15 protein-coding genes are annotated in these 16,038 nt (G+C 33.9%); 10 read left to right on the plus strand and 5 right to left on the minus strand.

Going from position 1 to position 16,038, the window contains the following annotated elements:
- Positions 1-103 precede the first annotated feature (103 nt).
- Positions 104-2,590 carry a M14 metallopeptidase family protein gene (locus tag ACHMWN_RS04560; protein ID WP_397298098.1) on the minus strand — a complete coding sequence of 829 codons (2,487 nt, stop codon included), beginning with the start codon at positions 2,588-2,590 and terminating at the stop codon, positions 104-106.
- Positions 2,591-2,680: 90 nt separating this feature from the next.
- Between ACHMWN_RS04560 and murF the strand changes: the two genes are divergently transcribed.
- Positions 2,681-3,982, plus strand: a complete 1,302-nt coding sequence (gene murF / locus ACHMWN_RS04565) for a UDP-N-acetylmuramoyl-tripeptide--D-alanyl-D-alanine ligase (RefSeq protein WP_397298099.1) — start codon at positions 2,681-2,683, stop codon at positions 3,980-3,982.
- 77 nt (positions 3,983-4,059) lie between these two features.
- On the opposite strand, the gene ACHMWN_RS04570 is transcribed toward murF, so the two are convergent.
- Genes ACHMWN_RS04570 through ACHMWN_RS04585 form a run of 4 tightly spaced genes read right to left on the minus strand, consistent with a single transcriptional unit; the run spans position 4,060 to position 8,271 of the window.
- On the minus strand, positions 4,060-5,235 hold the full coding sequence (locus ACHMWN_RS04570) for a thioredoxin family protein (RefSeq protein WP_397298101.1): 1,176 nt from the start codon (positions 5,233-5,235) through the stop codon (positions 4,060-4,062).
- A gap of 22 nt (positions 5,236-5,257) precedes the next feature.
- Complete coding sequence (locus ACHMWN_RS04575; protein WP_397298103.1) at positions 5,258-5,728, minus strand: gliding motility lipoprotein GldH; 471 nt, start codon at positions 5,726-5,728, stop codon at positions 5,258-5,260.
- Complete coding sequence (locus tag ACHMWN_RS04580; RefSeq protein ID WP_397298105.1) at positions 5,721-7,121, minus strand: stage 0 sporulation family protein; 1,401 nt, start codon at positions 7,119-7,121, stop codon at positions 5,721-5,723. The genes ACHMWN_RS04575 and ACHMWN_RS04580 overlap by 8 nt, the downstream gene beginning before the upstream one ends.
- 1 nt (position 7,122) lies before the next feature.
- Positions 7,123-8,271, minus strand: a complete 1,149-nt coding sequence (locus tag ACHMWN_RS04585) for an ATP-binding protein (RefSeq protein WP_397298107.1) — start codon at positions 8,269-8,271, stop codon at positions 7,123-7,125.
- A gap of 124 nt (positions 8,272-8,395) precedes the next feature.
- On the opposite strand from ACHMWN_RS04585, the gene ACHMWN_RS04590 reads away from it, so the two are divergent.
- The 9 genes from ACHMWN_RS04590 to ACHMWN_RS04630 all read left to right on the plus strand — a co-directional run bounded on the left by ACHMWN_RS04590 (position 8,396) and on the right by ACHMWN_RS04630 (position 15,994).
- Positions 8,396-8,824, plus strand: a complete 429-nt coding sequence (locus tag ACHMWN_RS04590; RefSeq protein WP_397298109.1) for a MarR family winged helix-turn-helix transcriptional regulator — start codon at positions 8,396-8,398, stop codon at positions 8,822-8,824.
- Positions 8,825-8,880: 56 nt separating this feature from the next.
- Positions 8,881-11,004: an outer membrane beta-barrel protein gene (locus ACHMWN_RS04595; RefSeq protein ID WP_397298111.1), complete on the plus strand. Its 2,124-nt coding sequence runs from the start codon at positions 8,881-8,883 to the stop codon at positions 11,002-11,004.
- Positions 11,005-11,089: 85 nt separating this feature from the next.
- The gene (gene ruvX, locus ACHMWN_RS04600) at positions 11,090-11,506 is read left to right on the plus strand and encodes a Holliday junction resolvase RuvX (protein ID WP_397298113.1); all 417 of its coding nucleotides are present in this window, start codon (positions 11,090-11,092) and stop codon (positions 11,504-11,506) included.
- Positions 11,507-11,511: 5 nt separating this feature from the next.
- Positions 11,512-12,144: an O-methyltransferase gene (locus ACHMWN_RS04605; RefSeq protein ID WP_397298115.1), complete on the plus strand. Its 633-nt coding sequence runs from the start codon at positions 11,512-11,514 to the stop codon at positions 12,142-12,144.
- Positions 12,145-12,216: 72 nt separating this feature from the next.
- Positions 12,217-12,924: a glucosaminidase domain-containing protein gene (locus tag ACHMWN_RS04610; RefSeq protein ID WP_397298117.1), complete on the plus strand. Its 708-nt coding sequence runs from the start codon at positions 12,217-12,219 to the stop codon at positions 12,922-12,924.
- Positions 12,924-13,763, plus strand: a complete 840-nt coding sequence (locus ACHMWN_RS04615; RefSeq protein ID WP_397298119.1) for a glucosaminidase domain-containing protein — start codon at positions 12,924-12,926, stop codon at positions 13,761-13,763. The genes ACHMWN_RS04610 and ACHMWN_RS04615 overlap by 1 nt, the downstream gene beginning before the upstream one ends.
- Before the next feature lie 50 nt (positions 13,764-13,813).
- On the plus strand, positions 13,814-14,581 hold the full coding sequence (locus ACHMWN_RS04620) for a hypothetical protein (protein ID WP_397298121.1): 768 nt from the start codon (positions 13,814-13,816) through the stop codon (positions 14,579-14,581).
- On the plus strand, positions 14,578-14,904 hold the full coding sequence (locus ACHMWN_RS04625) for a hypothetical protein (RefSeq protein ID WP_397298123.1): 327 nt from the start codon (positions 14,578-14,580) through the stop codon (positions 14,902-14,904). Before ACHMWN_RS04620 ends, ACHMWN_RS04625 begins: the two co-directional genes overlap by 4 nt.
- A 97-nt stretch (positions 14,905-15,001) precedes the next feature.
- Positions 15,002-15,994, plus strand: coding sequence for a DUF3078 domain-containing protein (locus tag ACHMWN_RS04630; protein WP_397298125.1), 993 nt, complete (start codon positions 15,002-15,004; stop codon positions 15,992-15,994).
- Positions 15,995-16,038: the final 44 nt, after the last annotated feature.

Consider the following 16,038-nt stretch of genomic DNA (forward strand, 5'->3'; position numbering starts at 1 on the left):
AAAGCAAATCATCATTCACTTGAAAACGGGAATCTTAATGCTAACTATCATGAAGATTCCCATTTGAATGGGAATGACGTAAATAAAATTGGGGTTTTTTAGATTAATTCACCAAGAAAATAGCATTGGTAAATAATTGCTTTCCATTTTCCCAGAAAGAGCGGAATAAAACATCCGTGCCTAAGTAAACTATATTTCCTCTGCCAACTTGCTGTACCCCATATAATAATCCTGTAGCCAATTTCTTCTTCACTTTCTCTCCTGCTATGCCAGCCATGTAACTATTTGCTTTTAGGGTACCCACATTCCACCCATTTTCTAAAGGTTCGTAAATTCTTTCGTCTGTTTTTAAGGTATAATAATAGGTACCCAAGCCTGCAGCAAGTGGGTGACTTTGATCTAAGCTCACTTTATATATTGCTCCAGGGATAGAGTTTTGTAAATCATCCTTGTCTTTTTCAGCGTATTTACGTTCGTTACTTTCTTTTTCATCCTTCTTAGGATATTCCTTTTTCTTAATGTCGAACGATTTCTTACCAACCATGGATTGAATTGCATCCTCCATTAAAATAAGATTACCGCCAGCATTAATCCATCCACTTAATTGTTCTGCTAGTTTTTCTGGATAATTCCCGTCTGGCAAAATCAACACATTAATTTTATTTATATCCAAATACGCTGCACTTTGTACGCTAATTAGACTTACAGGGTAGTTTAATTCTTGTTCAAAGAAATGCCAAATTTCCCCAACACTTTGCGACGAAACTTCTTGTCCAGTAGCTACTGCTATCTTTGGTGCGGTTAACAATCGATAAACCGAGGAACCAAAGTCTTTCCCTTTTTCTACATAACCACTTGCAATAGGATAAAAAGATACATTGTTTTGTTTGGCTATTCCCATTAAAACAGTACTAAATTCTTTGATATTTCGTTCGTTTTCAGTTCTATAGATTAATAAAGAACCAGCGGGGTAAACTTTTCCTCCGATTGTAAATCCTTCTTCCGCCAGGCGAACTTTTATTTTCTGTTTTTGTAAAGCCATCAAGATTTGTGCATCTGTAACTGCATTCCATGGCATTACCCAAGCATAAGGTTTATTAATCACTGGAACGTTTTCTTTTTTCTCATCTATAAAAGTGAAACTCCCTGATATCGGCTCTTTAACTGCATATGCTTTTAAACCATAGGCATAAGGCAATGCCCAAGCCGTAATATCGTAGGTGTTAGAATCGGTTACTACTGTTTGAGGCTCAAAAAGCACATTCGCCATTACCGAACGTGGCTGTTGTAGATTAACAATCAGATCGTTTCGTTCTACTTTAAAATTCTCTACTTTTTGAGTTTCGTAATTATAGCCATTTAAGGTACGATCGGCTCCAAAAGCGAAAGCAATGTGGTTTCTGCTCAGCAATTCTGCCATTTTACGCAGTCTTGCTATATTTTGAGCTTTTACTACATAGCTCTTATAAATTCCTGGTGGATTCATAGCGCTTTGCTCGAAGTACTTTTTAAACTCGCTCACTAATTTCTCTGCATGTGTTGAAACCGTTTCTAACGTAGCCATTGAAGTTGTAAAGTGATGGTCAATTCTATCTTTTAATGTCAATGTATCTCCATCTGATGTGATTACAGCCAAACCAGCCCTAATTCCTCCCTGCTCGTAGGTCATACCAATTGCACCATTGTAAAGTGGATAAGTATCTCCATACGATGGATATAAAAGATCGAACCGTTCTTTGGTAAAATATTGCCAGCCGTTTTCGTCAAAATATTTAGCGTTGTTTTTTCCGACAGTTACTTGAAATTCTCTTTGCCAAGGTGTGATATCTTGATGAACAGGTTCTGCCGCCGGCGCAAAATAATAAGGTTCATTGTAACTTTGTTCATGAAAATCTACATGAACTTGTGGCATCCATTTATGATAAGCAATTAATCGTTGCTGTGTTTCTACTTGAGTTTGCCAAGCCCAATCGCGATTCAAATCATAATAATAGTGGTTTGGTCTGCCACCTGGCCAAGGTTCGCTATGTTCTCGAGCAGAAGGATCTGGGTTTGGTAAAACCCCGCTTACCATGTTAAAATAACTCACGTATCTTTCTCTCCCATCGGGATTTAAACAAGGATCTATAATGACGACTGTGTTTTTTAACCACGCTGCAGTATTGCCATCTTTTGTTGAGGCCAGCGTGTACAAAACTTTCATTGCTGTTTCTGTAGAATTAGCTTCATTGCCATGTACATTATAACTTAACCATAAAATTGCTGGTTGTTTGGCTGTTTTTACACCACTTTTATCGGCATTTGCTAAACTCAAATTAGCTGTTCTAATCTGTTCTAGCTTATCCATGTTATCCTTATCAGAAATAATGGCAAGTACTAATTCCCGTCCTTCGTATGTTTTTCCGTAAGTCTGTAATTGGATGTTTTTGTTTGTTGAAGCTACTTTCTTAAAATAATCAACTACTTTTTGATGTGGCGTAAAACGACTACCTAATGGATAACCTAAAAATTCATCAGGCGATGGCGTTTGAGCTAAAACCACAGTAGTACTAAAACTCAAAAACAATATAGAAAGCAAAAATTTCTTCATACAATAGGAATATTTATCAATATACTAAAAAGGATTTTGTATTTATCTTTGCATTTGTAATTTTACGATGAAATTTATCCGCTTTGCGAAATGGCAAGTACCGAACAGCTTTACCAACATTATCTAAAACACGCTACAATTTGTACTGATACAAGAGCCATTACCGAAGGTTGTTTGTTCTTTGCGCTGAAAGGCGATAATTTTGATGCGAATACTTTTGCTGAAAAAGCTTTAGCTCAAGGTGCGGCTTTTGCTATTGTAGATAATAAGCAATACGCTATAAATAACCGGTGTATTTTAGTTGATGATGTATTAACCTCTTTGCAGGATTTAGCAAAACACCATAGAAAACAGTTAACTATTCCAGTTATTGGCTTAACAGGAAGCAATGGTAAAACCACTACAAAAGAGTTAATTAGAGCGGTACTGGCCGAAAAATTTAAGACTTTTGCAACCAAAGGGAATTTAAATAACCACATTGGTGTTCCTTTATCCATTTTAGCTTTACAAAACGATGTAGAAATTGCTGTAATTGAAATGGGTGCAAACCATCAAAAAGAAATAGAATTTTTGTGTGAAATTGCACAACCTACGCATGGATTGATTACAAACGTAGGAATGGCTCATTTAGATGGTTTTGGCGGCTTTGAAGGTGTTAAAAAAGGCAAAGCTGAATTGTATGCTTATTTAAAAGCACATCATGGCTATGCATTTATTAATCGCAATAATCCTTATTTATTAGAAATGAGCGAGGCTGCTGGATTAAATAAAGTGGTTTATTATGGGAGCGAAAAAGAAAATGCAGTTAGCGGAAAATTACAACATAGTGATCCATTAATTGAATTTGAGTGGGCTGCTCACAATGTCCGTTATCAAGCAAAAGCAAATTTAACAGGCACTTATAACTTCGAGAATATTTTAGCAGCGATTTGCATTGGCCATTTCTTTGAATTAAGTGCTGAACAAATTAATATAGGTTTAGCAAATTATTTTCCAAATAACAACCGCTCACAATTATCAAAGACAGAGAAAAACACGGTGATCTGTGATTTCTATAATGCTAATCCAAGCAGTATGAGTGCAGCGTTAAATAATTTGAAATCGCTAAATTCAGCACATAAAACTGCCATCCTTGGCGATATGTTTGAGTTAGGCGCAGAATCTCCACAGCAACATGAACTTATTGCGAAACTAGCTTCGGAAAGTAATATTGAAACGTTAATTTTTATTGGCAAAGATTTTTACGCGTACAAAGGAAAATATGCGGGTCACTTTTTTAACACTCCTGCAGATGCCACAATTTACCTTCAAGAAAATCCTGTTGTAGATAATTTGGTATTATTAAAAGGTAGTCGAGGAATGGCATTAGAACAATTATTGCATTTGCTTTAAAGTTCATTGGTTGAATAGTTCATTAGGCTAAACGCCTAGGTATCCTTTGTAATGAACTAATGAGCCAATTAACAGTATTATTTTATTCTTTCTAGCGCTGCCTTTAAATCTTCTTTAACCTTTTCTGGTGTGCCAGTACTAGTAATCATTGTATTTGCAACACCTTTAAATTTTTCAAAATCTTTCACTTTAATGTAGATAATGGCTTTCACAAAATCTTTCATATAAGCTTTATCTGCATCTTTCTCTGTCAGCTTTATATCTTCAAACTTTTTTAAAGTAGTTTCCAATTTACCTTCACTTAATAAGCCAGGGCCAATATTCATCATTGCATTACACACTTGATCGAAGGTTACTTTTGTTGGTGTGTTCGTTAAAATAGCATCAAATTCCGAAATCGCTTCGTCGGTTTCTTTATTATCTAATGCATATTGTGATTTAAAATAGTGGTAAACAAAGAACGCTTTTTCAGGAACATATTTTTCTAGTAATGTTTTAATGACCTCAAAATCTAAGGCTTCATCATCCAATTGTTCATGTTCAGAAAGTGAATAACCCAAGGTTAAGCTTATCAGACGTTCATTAAAGTCATCCTCAGTATAATTTCCCGTTTGTAAAATTTTGGCTTTATTATTCGCTATGTAGGCTAAAGATTTTTGATCTGGCAAAGAATTAGCATAGTTCATAATCAAATCGATTAAGTCTGCATTTCCTAAAATATCAGTTTGTTTAGCTAAATAGTCTTCACTCATTTGATCGAAATCTTCATCTTCAAATTTCGTTGCTTCTTCAGCAAATTTTACAAATTGAACATTGCTCATAGCCATTGCCGACTTTTTCGAAATAAGGAATTGAGCATTTTGTCCTAAATCTGTAAACTCTGGTCCTTTTCGAAATCCTGTACCTCTATGGAGTACGGTACCATCAGGATTAATAAATAATAAATTAGGGTATGATTCCACAGAAAATCGTTGTGCTAACAACAGGCCTTCACCTTTTTCCATATCGTATTTTACATTGATAAAATTAGCATTGTAATAATCAGCAACTGCTTGATCTTTATACGTTTCGCTATCCATCATTTTACAAGGGCCACACCAAGTTGCATAAGCATCCAAGAAAATTACTTTATTTTCTTTTTTCGCTTTTTCTAAAACGGTATTCCAAACTGGGTTATCTAAGAAATTAATTTCTGCAGCTGTAGCAGATGTGGTTATCATGAAAAGGCAAATTGCCCATATAATGTTCTTCATTTAAGAATTGAATTTTCGGTAATTAATCCTGTTTCTTTGCTACAGTTATTCCAATATCGCTAATGCCAATTAATGGATTATCACGCATATTTTGTTCTATTTCTATTTCGTATTTTCCAGATTTCGCAAAACGATAATTAGTTAGCAGTGGAAAATTATAGGTGTACAAATCTCCGGAACCTTTGCCCAACCATTCGCCGTCATTTTTGGCTAATTTAAATTGATAACGTGTACTTTTATTTAAGCCATTTCCTTTTAAACGCATTACTACATATAAATTAGCATAACGATAATCTGTAGTGTGACGAAGCTTAAAATAGAGTTGATACGATTGGATAGTATCCTTAATTTCTACAGTTGTTTTTATACTCTTGGCATAGGTCCAACTATTATCAGGAACATTTACATTGGTGTCAATAATGTTAGTATTACTACATCCTGAAAGAAATAGCAATAGACTTAAGAAAGGCAATATAAACTTCGTTTTATTCATTTTTCGGCTTTTCAGATGATGAATCTGTAGGTCTGTTTTTATTGCGATTTTTATTCCTATTTCTATTATTCCGATTCGGTTTTGGCGCATTAGGATTTGCTGGAGCCGCTCCTTCTACTATAGGTTTTTGGCCTTGAGGTTTTTGTTGTTGAACTGGCTTTGCTTGTTGAATAGGTTTAGCTTGTTGAGCAGGTCTTGGTTGTTGCTGCGAATTACCTGGTTGTTGATTGCGATTACGATCGTTTCTATTATTGTTATTTTTATTACGATTGTTATTGTTTCGGTTTTTATTTCTATCGTCTAAACGAGTTAAACTATCCTGACCAACCACATTTTCGTAATCGTGTACTTTTTCAACTATCGTTGTTGTTTTTAATTCTACCGCTTCGTCTTTTAAATTAACTGGTTTTTCTCCTTTTTTATTCATTGCCATGATCTCTTTCACACGGTCAACTTTTAAAGGAATCCAATCTTCTTGATTAGCGTAACTAAACCACATTAATTTTTTAAAGATGTCTGTTTTTTGATGACGAGCAACGCCAACTTCAGTTTGTAAAGCTTCAATACGATCTGGAATATCTTTCAACGCATCCAAATAGGTATCCAATTCGTAGTTTAAACAGCATTTTAGCTTACCGCATTGTCCGGCTAGTTTTAATGTATTTAGAGAAAGATTTTGATACCTAGCCGCAGCTGTAGAAACAGTTTTGAAATTTGTTAGCCATGTAGAGCAGCACAATTCTCTACCACAAGAGCCAATTCCGCCTAAACGACCTGCTTCTTGACGCATTCCAATTTGGCGCATTTCAATTCTGATCCTGAAAGTTTCTGCCATTTTTTTTATCAGCTCTCTAAAATCAACACGACCTTCTGCTGTATAAAAAAATGTAGCTTTTGTTTTATCTCCTTGGTAATCTACATCGCTAATTTTCATCGACAAACGTAAATCTAAGGCTAACGTACGGGCTTTATGCATGGTTTCCCATTCCATATCTTTAGCTAATTTCCATTTATCTACATCAGCTTCTGTAGCCTTACGATATATTTTACGAGTTACCTGATCTAGTGGAGTTTTACGACGTTTCATTTGCATACGCACCAATTCTCCTGTTAGGGAAACATGGCCGATATCGTATCCACCAGTTGCGCCTTCTACTGCAACTAATTCGCCTATTTCGAGGTAAATATTTTCGTTATTTAAAAAGAATTCTTTTCTAGCACCTTTAAATTTTACTTCAACAACTTGAAAAGGTATATAATTAGATGGCATATCCAAATTTGATAGCCAGTCGTGTACTTCCATTTTTTGGCATCCGCCAGTAAGACATGAGCCATTACTTTTGCAGCCAGAGGGGGCGCAACCGCCACCTGTCGAACAACTTCCACATCCCATATTAATTGTATATATATTGAGTCCCTTTCGGGAGCGTTTTAAACTTAATTATTTTTACTAATTGTAAAGATACATCTAAAAACAGAATTTTTGGATTCGCATTCCGCTCGATGTGGTAATGTGCTTTTTCCAATTCGTTAATTAGCGCTTCTACCATGGCTAAATTTAACACGTTTGTAGAAAGTTTTACTGCAATTTCTAAGGTTTGATGTGGCAATTTTACCAAATCATCAGCTCCGCTTAATAACAAACTACATTCGCGTAAAAAATTGATTCCGTATTTTAAAAAGTTTTTCTGATTTTCTCTGCCCCAACTTGCTGCTGTATCTGTAAAAGCAATCATTGCTGCTACCTTATTTCCAAAACCCATGCGTAACCATTCTGTAAAATAACCTGCATTATTGTTGGGTGTATCGTTTAATAATGCCTTTGCTTCTATCAAATTTCCATCTGCCAAAAAACTATATTCTGCTGCTTGGTTATCCGATAATTGTGATCTGTGAATGAGGTAATTTTCAATATCAGTATCGGCTAGCTTTGGAATTTTAACAATCTGCGTCCGCGATAAAATAGTCGATAAAATTTGTTCTTGATTTTGAGCGACTAAAATAAATAAGGTATTTGCAGGTGGTTCTTCGATAATTTTTAGCAAAGCATTCCCTTCTCTATCCAAAAATTCTGGCAACCACATAATCAATACTTTTGTATCTGCTTCAAAAGCTTTGTAACTTAATTTCTTGATGATATCGTGACACTCGGCAATGTTAATATTGGCTTGTTTATTCTCCGCACTCAGTTTCGAACGCCAAATGTCTAAATTAAAATAAGGATCTTCGAGCAATAAATTACGCCATTCTTCTAGCACATCGACTGCAATTTTTACATCTTTTGATGCGAAGAAAGGATAAGAGAAATGTAAATCTGGATGAATATACTTTTCATACTTGCGACACGACGCACATTCTCCACAACTATCTTCGCTTGTTCTATTTTGACAGTTGATGTATTGAGCGTATGCAATTGCTAACAATAAAGCACCGCTTCCTTCTGGAGATAAAAACAATTGTGCATGACTTACCCTGTTTTCTACAACAGTTTGAATCAACTGTTTCTTTAAGCTTTCCTGTCCAATTATCTCTTTAAACTGCATTGGTGCAAAATAAGAAATAGTTTGGAGAAATGAACAAAGAACAAGAAGCAAAGGCTTTTGTAAAATAATTGTTGATATATCAATTATTGATTATGCATTTATATTTTTGTGTTAATTACTTGCCATGGAAAAATTAAATGACACACTACTATACACTTTAGATAAGTGTTTTAGAACGTATAATCAGTTTGCACAACGAAATGTACGCAAAGCGGGATATGATATCACGATAGATCAATGGTTAATCTTAAAAAGCGTCGCTGAAAATCCTGATATCACTCAAAATGATATTAGTAAAATTGTTTTTAAAGACAATTCCTCCATCACTCGCATTATTCAGTTATTAATAAACGCAGGCTATTTAATTCGTGAAACTCATCCCTCAGATAGAAGAAGAGTAAATTTAACATTAACAGAAAGCGGAAAAAAAATAACCATAGATGTAAACGAAATAGCTATTCAGAATAGAGCCACCGCACTAGAAAATATTAATGAAGAAGCTATTCATCAAATGAAAAACCTACTTCAACAAATTATTAAAAACTGCAAATGAAATCCTTAACTAAATACCTTTTTATATTATTTTGCTCTATAAATTGCTTTATAGCCATGGCGCAAAACGCAAAACCTGATACAAGCTCTAAAAAATTAAAAGAAGTAACCATAACTGGTAAAAAGCAATTAATTGAGCGCAAACAAGGGAAAACGATTGTAAATGTCGACGCTGCAATTACCAACGCTGGAACTACAGTTCTAGAAGTATTGGAAAAATCGCCAGGAGTTATGGTAGATAAAAATGGTGGAATTAGTTTACAAGGGAAGTCAAGTGTTTTAGTATTAATTGACGATAAACCAACTTATTTGTCGGGTACTGAATTGAGTAATCTATTGGGAAGCATGAGTTCTTCGCAAGTAAATCAGATTGAATTAATTACGAGTCCATCGGCAAAATATGATGCGAGTGGAAATGCAGGTATCATCAACATTAAAACCAAAAAGAATAAACAAGAAGGAATTAATGGTAATTTTTTAACGAATATTGGTCAAGGGAAATATTTGAAAAATAATAACTCTCTAGTTTTAAACTTTAGAAAAGGGAAGATAAATACATTTTTGAATTACGGTTTTAATTACAATAAAAACTTTACCTCAATCTATGCGTACCGTCAATATTTTGATAATAAAGGTGACGTTACTTCTGCATTAGATCAACCTTCTTATTTAGGAAATGAAGGCCATAACAATTCTCTTAAAACAGGATTAGATTTTTATGCATCTGAAAAAACAACTTTTGGACTTACGCTTTCTGGTAATATAGTAGCTCGTAAAGGTGCTGGGGATGCGGTTGCAACTTGGCTAAGCCCACAAAAGATTGTTGACTTTGCAATTACAACATATAGCGGAAGTGATTTTAGATTAAGAAATGGTGCAGTAAATGTGTATGGCAGACACAATATTACCAAAACACAAGATATTGGTTTTGATATAGATTATCTAAAATACAGCATTGATAATGATCAAAATTTTCAAAACATCCGTACAGGAGCGGTTACTTATAACCAAGGTTCGCGAGGAAATATTCCTTCTAAACTGGAAATATTTTCAGCCAAAGCTGATTATATATTGCAGCTTGGAAAAAATGCAAAATTTGAGGCTGGTGCAAAATCTTCATCTATTAATACCGACAATACTGCAAATTATGAGTTGTTTGATGGAACAAATTGGAAAGAAGATCTTAAAAAAAGCAATCACTTTTTGTATAAAGAAAATATCAACTCTGTGTATAGCAGTTTAGAGCATAAAATTAATCGTTTCAGTTATCAACTTGGTGTTCGTTATGAAAACACCCATTACACTGGAAATCAATTAGGTAATGCTTCACAAGCAGGAAGCAATTTTTCTAAAAACTATCAAGATTTCTTCCCATCGGGATATTTATCTTATCAAGCCGACTCTGCCAATTCATTTTCTTTTACTGCAGGGCGCAGAATAGATCGACCAGCTTATCAAAAACTGAATCCTTTTGTTTTCATCATTAATAAATACACTTATCAGCGAGGGAATCCATTCTTTTTACCTCAATATACTTGGAATTTCGAGTTAAGTCATTCGTATAAGCAACTCTTAACAACGGCCGTTTCATACAGCGCAATTAAAAACTATTTTTCTCAATTATTTTTATCTGAAGGCGATGATATTTTAGTGTACACAGAAGGAAACGTGGGTCAGATGTACAATTTTGGTGCATCAGTTACACTACAAGTTTCTCCTGCTAAATGGTGGTCGTTAACTGCTCAAAGTAATTTCAATTATAAAAAATTAAGTGGTTATCAGAATGTGAATTATAAATCGTCTGTAAAACAATTGCACATCAACATGAATAATCAGTTTAAATTAAGCAAAACTTTAAATGGAGAAATTTCTGGGTTTTATACCACTAAAAATCGTAACGACTTACAAGAATTATTATCTCCAACTGGTCAAGTATCGGCAGGTTTGGCTAAAACTATTCTAAAAGGAAAAGGAACACTAAGATTAACTGCCAGAGATATTTTTTACACTCAATCTATGGAAGGAATGACTGATTTTCCTGGTGCAAACGAGTACTTCATTTTATGGAGAGATAGTCAAGTAATTAATGCCGGTTTTAGTTATCGTTTTGGCAAACCACTTAAAGCAGCTAAACGATCTACTGGTGGTGCGGGTGATGAAATTAATAGAGCGGGAACATAATCAATTGGCAGTTATCGGTTGATAACTTAAACAGTTAACCGACAAGCTAAAATTCAATTTCGTCAAAAATCATATCTTTGATTTTATGGCACGCATCCTTGCTTTTGATTATGGCACCAAACGTATCGGCATTGCCGTAACAGATCCTTTGCAAATTATAGCAACGGGTTTGGATACGATACATCCAAAATATGTAATCGATTTTCTTAAAAAATACATGCTCACTGAGCAAATTGAGGCTTTTGTACTAGGAGAGCCCAAGCAAATGGACGGTTCGCCATCAGAATCTGCACAACATGTTAAAGGTTTTTCAACTATCCTAAAAAAGAATTTCCCTACTATTCCGCAGCACTGGATAGACGAACGTTATACCTCTAAATTAGCAGAGCGAACTATTATGCAAAGTGGATTTAAAAAGAGTGATAGAAGAGATAAAGAAAGGGTTGATACCATAGCGGCGACAATAATTTTGCAATATTTTATGGAACAACACCGTTTATAAACACAATGATTAGCGAAGAACTACAGAATTTATTGTTAAAATACTGCGAACCAGAGGATGAATTGTTGCAGCAAATAGATCGAGAAACTCATCTTAAAGTGTTAATGCCTCGCATGTTAAGTGGACATTACCAAGGCCGTGTTTTAAGTTTGCTTAGCAAAATGAATACTCCTAAAAGGATTTTAGAAATTGGCACTTTTACAGGTTACGCTACCTTGTGCTTAGCTGAGGGTTTAACAGAAGATGGTCTAATTTACACGCTAGACATTAATGCAGAACTGGAAGAAATGGTTCGTAAGAGTTTTGCAAAATCGCCATTAAATTCTAAAATAAAATATCTTATCGGCGATGCTCAACAAAGTTTAAAAACTTTAGCCAACGAAATCTTCGATTTAGTTTTTATAGATGCTGATAAAAAAAATAATGGAACGTATTACGATTTAATATTTGAACAAGTAAAATCTGGTGGAATTATTATTGTAGATAATGTGCTTTGGAGTGGAAAAGTACTAAATAATGCACAAGACAAAGACACCAAAAATATTAGCAGTTTTAACGATAAAATTGCTGCAGATAAAAGAGTCGAAAAGTTAATATTACCCGTTAGAGATGGGTTGTTTGTGATACGAAAAAAATAACTCAGTTGGCAATTGTCAGTTGACAGTTTTAAGTTGGCATAGCGCTAACAATTGGATAATTAAACAATAACAATGAAAAAAACATTTACCCTATTTATCCTATTATTAACCTGCTTTTTTGGTAAAGCGCAAACTACACAAGATTATATTGCTGAACATGTAGGTTATGCACAAAAATTAATGCGTATAAATCAAGTTCCTGCTAGTATTATTTTAGCGGTTGCTATTCATGAATCTGCTGCTGGTACAAGTAAAATAGCCCGTTATCTAAACAATCATTTTGGTGTAAAAGGACCAAATAGCAGTAGCGAAATCAATTCATCTTATAGAGATTATCCAACTGTAGATTCTTCTTACAATCACTTCATTTCTTTTTTACATAGTCGTTCCTATTTCAACGTTTTGTTTAGTAAATATGATCAGTACGATTATAAAAATTGGGCAAAGGGAATTCAGCGGGGAGGTTACGCAAGTAGCCGCACTTGGGCATCACAAGTTATTGCGCTAATCAAGAAGTATGAATTGTATCAATATGATGATAGACCTGATGATTATATTGAAACAATAATTCCTACAGCAAATGTGGTAGCAAAATCAACAACAAGTAGTCGCACAAAATCCCGTTCATCAATTGCTAAAAAAAGTAAAATGTATACCATAAAAACTGGTGAAAACTTAAATATAATTGCAGAAAGAGTTGGTACAACGTCTGCAGCTTTAATGCAGAAAAATGGATTGAAATCAGCAGTTGTACAACCTGGTCAAAGAATTAAATTATAATGAAAAAAATTACGCTCATTTTAGCTATTGCTATTTTATTTTTTAGTGCTTGTAAATCTAGACAGTATAGTAGAAATAATAAGCAAATTGAAAAAGCTGCAAACAAAGAGAACCCGAATTTTACAACATATACCACTTTAACTTATATTGATGCTTTTAAAGCTGTGGCAATTGAAGAAATGAATGCATATGGTATTCCAGCAAGCATTACATTGGCTCAAGGCATTTTAGAATCGGGTAGTGGAAATAGTAGTTTGGCTAAATATGCAAATAATCACTTCGGTATTAAATGTACATCTGACTGGAAAGGAAAAGCATATTATAAAGATGATGATCAGAGCAACGATTGTTTTAGAGTGTATAAAGATGCAAGAGAATCATACAAAGATCATTCTGAATTTTTAAAACGTAAGCGATATAGTTTTCTATTTGAATTGGACAAGAACGATTACAAAAATTGGGCGCAAGGATTAAGAACTGCTGGATATGCTACAAACCCCAAATATCCAGAAATGTTGATAACAGTTATTGAGAAGTATAAATTATATCTATATGATCAACCTGAAAGTGAAAGCGAGAAAATTTCAAGAGAAGATCGCGTTTTTACCGAAATAAATGCGAACATCCCAATAGAAAAGAAAAAATTTACACCTGTTGATGTAGCACCAAAAGATCCACCAACTTTGACAGGTGCAGAAAGCTATTATACCGTTAAGCAGGGTGATACTTTATTCAAAATTGCTCAGCAATACAAATTAACCGTTGATGAATTAAAAGCACTAAACAAGTTAAACGACAATAACATTAAAATTGGTCAAAAACTTTTGATAGTTAAATAATGTTAAGAAAAGCATAACTCTTTCTAACATATTGTAGTTTTGTTAAACAAATGAAATTCTCGGGCTTTTTCTTATTGCTAACGCTGTGTTGCTTTCAACTCTTTGCACAAACTAAATCGGTGCAAGGCTTTGTTGTAGATAAGGATAGCAAACAGAGATTAGCAAAAGTTTACATCTACAATCCTGCAAACGATAATGGGATTTACAACAACAACAAAGGAGAATTTACAAGTACTGCCAAAGTTGGCGACACGCTTTTTGCTGCGCTCAGTGGTTATGGAATGGATACTGTGATTTACAAAGGTCAAAACGCTATTGTTTTTCAACTAAAATCTTTAAGCATCAAATTAAAAGAAGTTAAAATTTATGGTAAGGCACCAAGTCCTCAAGATCAATACAGCAAAACCTTAAAAGACTATAAATATGCTATTGATAAAGGAAATACAAGTGATTTATTGAACATAGGCTTAGGTGGCGTTGGTTTGGGTATCGATGCAATTTATAATTTACTAAGTAGGCAAGGTAAAAATGCTAGACATCTACAATCAATTTTAGAACGTGATTACCGTGAAGCGATTATCGATTATCGTTTTAGACCCGATTACATAAAATCTGTTGTTGCAACAAATGATACAGAGCTAGCAGATTTCATGTTGCAATATCGTCCAACATATCAGTTTGTTTTGTCAGCCTCAGATTATTCTTTTGTACAATACGTTAAAAATAGTTTTGCATCTTACAAAAGAAATCCAGCGATGTTTAGATTACCGAATTTACCAAAGATGAATCCGCCAAATCTTAGTTATCAAAACCAATGAGATTTTGGTTTATCATATTGCCTAAGTTATCTGCAAATGCAATGGCAATATTTCCATTTATATTGTTAAAAAACACAGCTCAAAAACGAGATTCTGTTCTAATTAATCACGAGCAAATTCATCTTCAGCAACAGCTGGAATTATTAGTTTTGCCATTCTACTTGCTTTACCTACTAAATTATTGCATCAACCTTATTAAATATAGAAATCATTACCAAGCTTACTTTAACATTTCTTTTGAAAAAGAAGCGTATCATTTTGAAAAGGATTTGAATTATTTATCTGAGAGGCAATGGTATAGTTGGATAAAATTTTTACGTTAATAGTTCACTTCTATACACTATCAATGAAGATGTTATCACACGTTTTATCATAAATCACTTTTATTCCGCTTAATTTTTGTTTTTATTTGTAGTACAAATGAAAAACTTATTACTTGCCTTTCTAATCGTATTTGCATTTTCCTCACGTCTTGCTGCTCAAGAGATAGACACAATTCCTATTCCCACAAAAGATTTAGACATCAAATTGAAGCGTAGTCCTCTTCCTTCTAGAATTGGAACTTTACAATTTCAACCGGTTAAATTAAATCCAGCATTAGTAAATGCAAAAATAAATTATTGGAAAACTAAAACATCAGTTGGCATTAATATTAATCAAGCATCATTTAGCGATAACTGGAAAGGTGGTGGGGTAAACTCATTAGCTATTGGCGGTTTAATAAATTATAAAGCCGAATACAGCAAAGAAAGTTATAGCTATGTGAGCGAAGTTATTTTGCAATATGGCAAAGTGAAAAATAAAAATCAGTTGCAAAAGAAAACCAACGACCGTATTTATTGGGATAACAAAGCGGCAATACAACTTTCTAAAAATTGGTATTTCTTTGGTTCGATTAATTTTGAATCGCAGTTTGATAAAGGGTTTTCTTATCCAAAAGATGCTGCAGGAAATGAAAGAGAAAATCTATTATCTAAATTCATGTCGCCGGGCTATTTAACAGAATCAATAGGTTTTGAATATAAACCAAATAAGTTTTTCTCTACTCGTATTGGTACAGGTACAGCACGACAAACCTTTGTATTAGATACAGATTTGTATAAAACTAATCCTAACAATTTTGGGGTAAAGCAAGGGAAAAAATTTAGGAATGAATTAGCATTTCAAATTGTAAGTAGTTTTGAAAAAGAGATTTTCCAAAATATTACCTTAAAAACACGGTACAATATGTTTATTCCTTATGATAATTTTGGACATATAGATCACCGATTAGATATAAACCTTGTTGCAAAAGTTAATCGTTTTATGAATGTTTCTCTTACCGGAGTTGGTTTATATGACAGAGATACTGATCTTAAAATACAAGGCAGTCAAACCTTAGCGCTAGGGTTAATGTTTACTTTTCCTAGGTAATATCATCAGCTCATTGGGTTAGATGTTTAGACACTTAACCAAAT

Source organism: Pedobacter sp. UC225_61, from assembly GCF_044452285.1.
Taxonomy (GTDB): domain Bacteria; phylum Bacteroidota; class Bacteroidia; order Sphingobacteriales; family Sphingobacteriaceae; genus Pedobacter.

Coding starts and splice junctions, on each gene's coding strand:
- ACHMWN_RS04560 (WP_397298098.1), bottom strand. CDS start 2,590: ATGAAGAAATTTTTGCTTTCTATATTGTTTTTGAGTTTTAGTACTACT.
- murF (WP_397298099.1), top strand. CDS start 2,681: ATGGCAAGTACCGAACAGCTTTACCAACATTATCTAAAACACGCTACA.
- ACHMWN_RS04570 (WP_397298101.1), bottom strand. CDS start 5,235: ATGAAGAACATTATATGGGCAATTTGCCTTTTCATGATAACCACATCT.
- ACHMWN_RS04575 (WP_397298103.1), bottom strand. CDS start 5,728: ATGAATAAAACGAAGTTTATATTGCCTTTCTTAAGTCTATTGCTATTT.
- ACHMWN_RS04580 (WP_397298105.1), bottom strand. CDS start 7,121: ATGGGATGTGGAAGTTGTTCGACAGGTGGCGGTTGCGCCCCCTCTGGC.
- ACHMWN_RS04585 (WP_397298107.1), bottom strand. CDS start 8,271: ATGCAGTTTAAAGAGATAATTGGACAGGAAAGCTTAAAGAAACAGTTG.
- ACHMWN_RS04590 (WP_397298109.1), top strand. CDS start 8,396: ATGGAAAAATTAAATGACACACTACTATACACTTTAGATAAGTGTTTT.
- ACHMWN_RS04595 (WP_397298111.1), top strand. CDS start 8,881: ATGGCGCAAAACGCAAAACCTGATACAAGCTCTAAAAAATTAAAAGAA.
- ruvX (WP_397298113.1), top strand. CDS start 11,090: ATGGCACGCATCCTTGCTTTTGATTATGGCACCAAACGTATCGGCATT.
- ACHMWN_RS04605 (WP_397298115.1), top strand. CDS start 11,512: ATGATTAGCGAAGAACTACAGAATTTATTGTTAAAATACTGCGAACCA.
- ACHMWN_RS04610 (WP_397298117.1), top strand. CDS start 12,217: ATGAAAAAAACATTTACCCTATTTATCCTATTATTAACCTGCTTTTTT.
- ACHMWN_RS04615 (WP_397298119.1), top strand. CDS start 12,924: ATGAAAAAAATTACGCTCATTTTAGCTATTGCTATTTTATTTTTTAGT.
- ACHMWN_RS04620 (WP_397298121.1), top strand. CDS start 13,814: ATGAAATTCTCGGGCTTTTTCTTATTGCTAACGCTGTGTTGCTTTCAA.
- ACHMWN_RS04625 (WP_397298123.1), top strand. CDS start 14,578: ATGAGATTTTGGTTTATCATATTGCCTAAGTTATCTGCAAATGCAATG.
- ACHMWN_RS04630 (WP_397298125.1), top strand. CDS start 15,002: ATGAAAAACTTATTACTTGCCTTTCTAATCGTATTTGCATTTTCCTCA.